Below are 7350 nucleotides of genomic sequence, written 5' to 3' on the forward strand. Positions count from 1 at the left end.
TTGATCCTTTAGTTGTTAACACCGGAGATACAGATGGTGACGGTGTATCAGATGTTGACGAAGCGGGTATGTATGGCATTGGAACCAACCCCAATAGTAATGTAGACAAAGACCGAGACGCCCTTCCAGACGATTACGAAATCTATCTGGGTGTCGAGGGGCTAACAGTGCACCAATTATGGGCAGATGCAGACGGTGACGGTTTGCCATTAGCAATCGAAAAAGTCCTGCAGACGAATGAAAACCAGAAGGACAACGAGGCTTATTTATACTTAGGTGATCAAACCTATACAGATATGCTAACTCGTATGGCACTGGCTCATGTGCGTGGAACACTGCAAATAAGTGACAGTGCATTGGCAAGTTTACAAAGTGACTTGGGTATTACATCAGCAACTCCAGCGTATGACATATATGCCAAAGTAGCGTCACCGGGCGATCTATTAAACTTGAGTTTCATCGGCCGTGCTTATAAAGCAGCCTTTGACCGTGCCGCGACGTATAAAGGCCTTGTTGCGTGGCGTTCAAACATGAATGCAGGTTTTACAGAGCTTCAGGTTGTATCACGCTTCGTTGCTTCATCAGAGTTCGTCAATAAGTATGGTGAATTAACTGACAGTGAGTTTGTAGAGCAGTCTTACATGAATGTATTTGGGCGTCCACCTACGGAAAATGGGCTTGAGGTGTGGACAAACAACCTGGCCAAACCTGGCTATACACGGGCGCACTTGATGTTAACGTTTATCAATAGTCCTGAGTACATGACTAAGCAGTCTACATTGCAGACGTTAAAGAACTTGTATCTCGTCATGACCAATGATGTCATTGATTCAACAAGACTTGCGCGTCAAGACGTCATATTTGGGGATGATAGCTACCCAGTTGAGAGCGTAATGCGTGATAACTTAATGGCTTTTAACTTCTTCAAAGCGATGTCTCCACAAACAAGTAGTGCACTGCTGGATGCAGACGCAGATAGTTTGCCGTTGCGTGTAGAGTTCACAGATGGATTTGATATAACCACTATGGATAGCCCTGTAAACACGAGTACTGCTGAGCTGGTACGCCAAGTTTCACGGGAGCTGAACGATGAGTTATGGTCTATCCACGACACAAATACTCTTGCTACACAAATTGACGAGGATGGCACTGACGGTACGTTAAAAGACCACGTGATTTCTCTGTTAGAGACGGAAGGCTTTGCGCAACGTAAATCATTGGTGCGCTTATTCAAAGCGGTCTTAGGCAGTGACATGCATAGTAGTGCTTTTCAAGTCTATTTAGGGAAACTACTTGAGGGTGACTTAAGAGAGCCGCAAGTGGCAGCACGCTTAATAGCGAGCCCAGCCTTTAGTAATCGCTTTGGGGCGAATTTGAGTAACTCTGAGTTTGTAGAGACTATCTACAGCAATATCTTTGGTGGAACAATCTCAGAGAATAGTAAAGCGTACTGGGTTGGGTTACTGGATAATGGGCTCCCTCGTGCTAACTATGCATTTAACTTAAGTGAGTCGCCGGCGAGTGTTGACACCCACTTAAACAGTGACACGCTTTCTGTATTGCACCTAGCACTGTTGCGAAACAAAGCGAATACAGTAGCTGTGAACGATTTCGAAACGCGTGTTTCCGGACTCAGTGGCGAAGCGTACAATGACGCAGTGGCAGCGTATGCGGTAGAACTTATCCGCAGCACGGAGTTTATTAATCGTTTCTAAGGTACATACTTGAAACACGAAGGCTGCCACATGGCAGCCTTTTTTATGGAGTCTGATTACAAATAACAACGAGTTGAAGCTAGAAAATACTAAGAATTACGTGTAATCATGCTAAAATATTCACTCAGGAAGAGAGAAGATTATCATGTCCCATATAGTGAACCTCATAAGACTGCCTTTCGCTGTTAAATTAGCGTTTATGCTGTTTATTGATAGTTTATTTATTATCCTAGCCCTTTGGTCTGCAAACATCACCGTTAATCGTAATGCCGCTTTATCTATGGAGCCTACGGTAATTGTAGTTATTACGTCACTTATGTGTTTCGTGAAGTTCGGTTTTTATAGAGCTGTGCTGCGTTTTGTTTCATATAAAGCAATAAAATTTATAGGGCTAGGTTTAGTTGCTTCGGCCTTGATAAGCTACTTTGCTCTTATTAGTAACAATATACCCAATAGTGCTCTTGTTACTATCGTATACTCGAGTTTCCTGACTGTTTTAATTGGCTTTTCCCGAATTATCGTACGTGCATCGATGGTGAGTTATTCAAACCGCAAAAAAGAGCCTGTAATTGTTTACGGAGCTGGCTCCGCGGGGCGCGAACTTGCTAAAGCTCTGGAGAATGGTAATCAATATTATGTTTATGCTTTTGTTGATGATAACCCTCGTCTTCACCGTAAAAACTTTCATGGCATCGATGTTTATGCATCAAAGCGTATAAAGTCACTCGCAGCTGAAAAAGATATTACTAATGTTCTACTGGCTATGCCGAGTGTTTGTGTAAATATACGAAATAAAATTCTAACGCAATTACAAAGCCTTCCACTTAAAGTACTCACCATTCCGAGTATCAGCGAGCTGGTTGATGGTGTTCGTCAGATTGACCAGATCGAAGAAATAGATGTTGCTGATTTGCTTGGTCGCGATCCAATCGAAGCAAACCAACAGCTGTTGTCACAGGATATTTACGGCAAAGTGGTCATGGTGACCGGAGCCGGTGGCTCTATTGGCTCAGAACTATGCAGAAAAATCATTCGCCAAAAGCCTAGAAAACTAATCTTATTTGAGCTTTCAGAGTTCGCTTTATACCAAATAGAACAAGAGCTAATGCTGTATTTACAAGAACATAAAAGTGATACAGACTTAGTTCCTCTTCTAGGTTCGGTACAGAAGCGAAATCGCGTATTAAGTGTGCTTAAAACTTTTAAAGTAAGTACCGTGTACCACGCTGCAGCCTATAAACATGTACCTTTGGTTGAATATAATATTATCGAAGGCGTTCGCAATAATATTTTTGGTACGTTATTTACAGCCGAGGCCGCCATAGAGGCAAATGTAGCTACCTTTGTTTTAGTTTCTACGGACAAAGCTGTCAGGCCGACTAATGTGATGGGGGCTAGTAAACGTTTGGCTGAGTTGACTCTGCAAGCGCTAGCGGCTCGGGGTGATCATAAAACACGTTTTAGTATGGTACGTTTTGGAAATGTACTGGGTTCTTCAGGTTCAGTTGTTCCTCTGTTTCGTAAACAAATAAAGCAAGGTGGAGCTGTAACCGTGACACACCCTGAAATCACGCGTTATTTTATGACGATTCCAGAAGCATCTGAGCTTGTTATTCAAGCAGGCGCTATGGCGAAAGGCGGTGATGTATTTGTACTGGATATGGGTGAACCTGTTCGTATTACTGATCTAGCAACAAAAATGATACACCTATCAGGTTTAACGGTAAAAAGCGACGATAACCCCGATGGTGACATCGAAATCAGATACACTGGCTTACGCCCTGGTGAAAAACTATATGAGGAACTCCTCATCGGTGAAAGCGTTAGTGGCAGCGCGCACCCCAGAATTATGACTGCACAAGACACATTCCTACCTTGGCCACAATACAAAGAGCTTATGAGTCGGCTTGATGCTGCATGTCATGAATTTGACCACAACCAAGTCAGAGACATTCTATTGGAAGCACCTACGGCCTTTTCCCCTTCCTCTGGAATTAAAGACCTTGTATTCACCGAAGAAAAGCTAGCCCGCAATGTTTTGCCTATCCGCTAACGCTTTGAGCCTAGAGTAAATTGATAATGTTTCTTTATGCTGAGGCTCTATAGCGAGTAGCTTTTCACATGTTTTTAAAGCTGCAGCCATTTTTCCCAGCTTAACTTGTGTGATAACGAGTGCATAAAGAGTATTCACTTGCTGCGCATGCCTTCTTAAGCTCGCTTGCAAATACTTTTCGGCCGCAGCCAAGTTGTTTGTATTGAGGTATGCGATACCTAAATTGGCTTCTACTCTGGATCGAACTGACGAATTTTTAACTTTCTTTAGTAAGTTATCTCCAAGTGTGAGTGCTGTTGTGTAATCGCCATCTTCTACCAGTAGGGCTAGGTAATTTGAGCCAACATCAGTGCGCATGTCTTCGGTGTTTAGAGCGGCCGCTTTTTTTAACATTGTCTTACCTTTATCACGTTGCCCTGCATCTAAGTAAGCTAGACCTAAATTGCTGATTACACGCAAGTGAGTAGGATTTAACCTGTACTCATTCTCATAAAAGGCGACTCTATCTTGCCAGAGTGTTATTCGAGTAAAAGTCAGGGAGATAGATATACCTATGAGTAATAACAACGAAGTTAGCGTGACTTTTCTAGCTCTGCTATTGGTCCCTAAATGGCTCAGCAGCACCGCTACAATGAGGCTCAGCCCAATATTTGGTAAGTAGGCTCTGTGCTCGAATGAGAAATCTCTAATGGGGATAATGCTAGATTCTATACTGAGACTAATGTAATAAAACAACACCCCAAAACATACTAGAGGGAGTTTTCTTCGGTAGACAAAAGACACGGCTATTATCGCTATGTGTACCACTCCCGCAAATATCGATTGTAAGCTTGTGAAAGAACTTTCATTTATCGAGTATTCGAGGCGCAAATTTATTGGCACAAAAAACTTAGTAATATAACCCCATACAACAACAAGTTGAGTGCTGAAATAATCTAAGCGCGACACGTCTTTGGTTTCACGAGACATGTTATCTAATTGGCTGATCAGCTTGTCTGGGAGAGCATAGATAGCGGCGACGGCCAGTACACTAGCAGCTATAGCTATGGCTAACAAGCGCTTATTATTAACGGAAGTGCGATAAAAAATAACTTCAACGGCGATAAGAGAAAGGGGAATAGTGGCTGCGGTTTGTTTACTAAAAAATGCGAGAGCAGCAAATATTAGAGTCACAAAAAATGCACAAAGAGCCTTGGGGGTATTACTTTTCAGCAGTTGCTCACGCGCATATACAAAGCTAATCAACGTTAGCAAGTAAAAAAGTGTACACAAAAGCGTGTAACGCTGAATAGCGTAGATTACTGGCTGAGAGTTCAATGGGTGGATTGCATAAATAACCCCACAAATCGCTGCCGTCAAAGTGGCTTGCTTTCGATCTTTAGTAACTTTTTTAGATAGTAGCCAAACGAAAACGGAAACTAAAACAGCGTTTAAAGCATGTATTAAGCTATTGATAAGGTGAATGACTTCTGGTGAATTTATACCTAATTTGTACTGTAAATAAAACGTTGCTAAGCCAATAGCTCGAGGGTTTGCAAGTAACGCATTTATTTTTTGATCGTATAGCACGGGATTATTGACGATAGACTCAAAGTCGTCGAGGTAAAACGGCACAGAGAGGGTACCAAGGTAGAGTAGGCTTGTTATTGCAAAAAGGATGAACAGAAAACTGTAAAAGTGCGTTTTAGTTTTAAAGTCGATTGGTAACATCGCCATTCCATAGTGAGTCAATTAAGAACTCAACAATGTTAACATAATCACTGCATGAAAATAGCCATTTACTTGTGGCACTGTAGGGCTTTATTTTGTAATCAGACTCCATAAAAAAGGCTGCCATGTGGCAGCCTTCGTGTTTCAAGTATGTACCTTAGAAACGATTAATAAACTCCGTGCTGCGGATAAGTTCTACCGCATACGCTGCCACTGCGTCATTGTACGCTTCGCCACTGAGTCCGGAAACACGCGTTTCGAAATCGTTCACAGCTACTGTATTCGCTTTGTTTCGCAACAGTGCTAGGTGCAATACAGAAAGCGTGTCACTGTTTAAGTGGGTGTCAACACTCGCCGGCGACTCACTTAAGTTAAATGCATAGTTAGCACGAGGGAGCCCATTATCCAGTAACCCAACCCAGTACGCTTTACTATTCTCTGAGATTGTTCCACCAAAGATATTGCTGTAGATAGTCTCTACAAACTCAGAGTTACTCAAATTCGCCCCAAAGCGATTACTAAAGGCTGGGCTCGCTATTAAGCGTGCTGCCACTTGCGGCTCTCTTAAGTCACCCTCAAGTAGTTTCCCTAAATAGACTTGAAAAGCACTACTATGCATGTCACTGCCTAAGACCGCTTTGAATAAGCGCACCAATGATTTACGTTGCGCAAAGCCTTCCGTCTCTAACAGAGAAATCACGTGGTCTTTTAACGTACCGTCAGTGCCATCCTCGTCAATTTGTGTAGCAAGAGTATTTGTGTCGTGGATAGACCATAACTCATCGTTCAGCTCCCGTGAAACTTGGCGTACCAGCTCAGCAGTACTCGTGTTTACAGGGCTATCCATAGTGGTTATATCAAATCCATCTGTGAACTCTACACGCAACGGCAAACTATCTGCGTCTGCATCCAGCAGTGCACTACTTGTTTGTGGAGACATCGCTTTGAAGAAGTTAAAAGCCATTAAGTTATCACGCATTACGCTCTCAACTGGGTAGCTATCATCCCCAAATATGACGTCTTGACGCGCAAGTCTTGTTGAATCAATGACATCATTGGTCATGACGAGATACAAGTTCTTTAACGTCTGCAATGTAGACTGCTTAGTCATGTACTCAGGACTATTGATAAACGTTAACATCAAGTGCGCCCGTGTATAGCCAGGTTTGGCCAGGTTGTTTGTCCACACCTCAAGCCCATTTTCCGTAGGTGGACGCCCAAATACATTCATGTAAGACTGCTCTACAAACTCACTGTCAGTTAATTCACCATACTTATTGACGAACTCTGATGAAGCAACGAAGCGTGATACAACCTGAAGCTCTGTAAAACCTGCATTCATGTTTGAACGCCACGCAACAAGGCCTTTATACGTCGCGGCACGGTCAAAGGCTGCTTTATAAGCACGGCCGATGAAACTCAAGTTTAATAGATCGCCCGGTGACGCTACTTTGGCATATATGTCATACGCTGGAGTTGCTGATGTAATACCCAAGTCACTTTGTAAACTTGCCAATGCACTGTCACTTATTTGCAGTGTTCCACGCACATGAGCCAGTGCCATACGAGTTAGCATATCTGTATAGGTTTGATCACCTAAGTATAAATAAGCCTCGTTGTCCTTCTGGTTTTCATTCGTCTGCAGGACTTTTTCGATTGCTAATGGCAAACCGTCACCGTCTGCATCTGCCCATAATTGGTGCACTGTTAGCCCCTCGACACCCAGATAGATTTCGTAATCGTCTGGAAGGGCGTCTCGGTCTTTGTCTACATTACTATTGGGGTTGGTTCCAATGCCATACATACCCGCTTCGTCAACATCTGATACACCGTCACCATCTGTATCTCCGGTGTTAACAACTAAAGGATCAA

General features: G+C 42.9%; 4 protein-coding genes. 2 read left to right on the forward strand and 2 right to left on the reverse strand.

The window, feature by feature from the left end; all coding sequences use genetic code 11:
* The coding region (locus V1358_RS17745) for a DUF4214 domain-containing protein (RefSeq protein WP_347394381.1) at positions 1 to 1715 on the forward strand (1715 nt) is incomplete at its 5' end.
* A gap of 145 nt (positions 1716 to 1860) precedes the next feature.
* On the forward strand, positions 1861 to 3768 hold the full coding sequence (locus V1358_RS17750; protein WP_347394382.1) for a polysaccharide biosynthesis protein: 1908 nt from the start codon (positions 1861 to 1863) through the stop codon (positions 3766 to 3768).
* Here V1358_RS17750 and V1358_RS17755 read toward each other — a convergent pair.
* Positions 3739 to 5478, reverse strand: a complete 1740-nt coding sequence (locus tag V1358_RS17755; RefSeq protein WP_347394383.1) for a tetratricopeptide repeat protein — start codon at positions 5476 to 5478, stop codon at positions 3739 to 3741. The genes V1358_RS17750 and V1358_RS17755 overlap by 30 nt on opposite strands.
* Before the next feature lie 157 nt (positions 5479 to 5635).
* A partial coding sequence (locus tag V1358_RS17760; RefSeq protein ID WP_347394381.1) for a DUF4214 domain-containing protein occupies positions 5636 to 7350 on the reverse strand: 1715 nt, incomplete at its 5' end.

It is taken from the genome of Pseudoalteromonas pernae (assembly GCF_039831865.1).
GTDB lineage: Bacteria > Pseudomonadota > Gammaproteobacteria > Enterobacterales > Alteromonadaceae > Pseudoalteromonas > Pseudoalteromonas pernae.

Excerpts from the sequence above, each read along its gene's own strand:
- V1358_RS17750 (WP_347394382.1), top strand. The coding sequence starts at position 1,861 with ATGTCCCATATAGTGAACCTCATAAGACTGCCTTTCGCTGTTAAATTA.
- V1358_RS17755 (WP_347394383.1), bottom strand. The coding sequence starts at position 5,478 with ATGTTACCAATCGACTTTAAAACTAAAACGCACTTTTACAGTTTTCTG.